Here is a 519-nt window from a genome sequence, read left to right as displayed (position 1 = left end):
AGTCGTAAATACGCTTTACCGACTGCACGCCCGGGTCGGTGGCGCCCGCGCTTGCGGCTTCGTCCCATTGCGTGCCAGCGCTCTTTTTGTGCCAGTCGTAGATACGACCTACAAAGGGGGATATCAGCTGCACTTTAGCCTGGGCGCAAGCCAGCGCCTGCGGCAGGCAGAACAGCAGCGTCATGTTGCAGCGTATGCCTTCTGCTTGCAGCACCTTGGCGGCCTGTATGCCTTCCCAGGTTGAAGCCAGCTTGATCAGCACGCGTTCGCGGTCTATGCCGCTGGCCTGGTACAGCTCGATAAGCTGGCGGGCACGTTCGATGCTGGCCTGGGTGTCAAAGGACAGGCGCGCATCGACTTCAGTGGATACCCGCCCCGGGATGATAGTCAGGATTTCACGGCCGAAAGCAACGAGCAGATGGTCGACCAGCTCGCTGGCTGACGCGTTGGTGTGGTCGCTGACGACTTTTTCCAGCAAGTGACGATTTTCTTCTTGTTGTGCCGCCTTCAGAATCAGCG

General features: G+C 59.3%; 1 protein-coding gene. It reads right to left on the bottom strand.

The window, feature by feature from the left end:
* Nucleotides 1-519, bottom strand: a 519-nt coding sequence (locus tag H0A72_RS21965) for a transaldolase family protein (RefSeq protein ID WP_281494276.1), incomplete at both ends; no start/stop codon positions are given.

It is taken from the genome of Parapusillimonas granuli (assembly GCF_013416525.1).
Classification (GTDB): domain Bacteria; phylum Pseudomonadota; class Gammaproteobacteria; order Burkholderiales; family Burkholderiaceae_B; genus Parapusillimonas; species Parapusillimonas granuli.
This window is presented reverse-complemented; position numbering and strand designations above follow the sequence as displayed.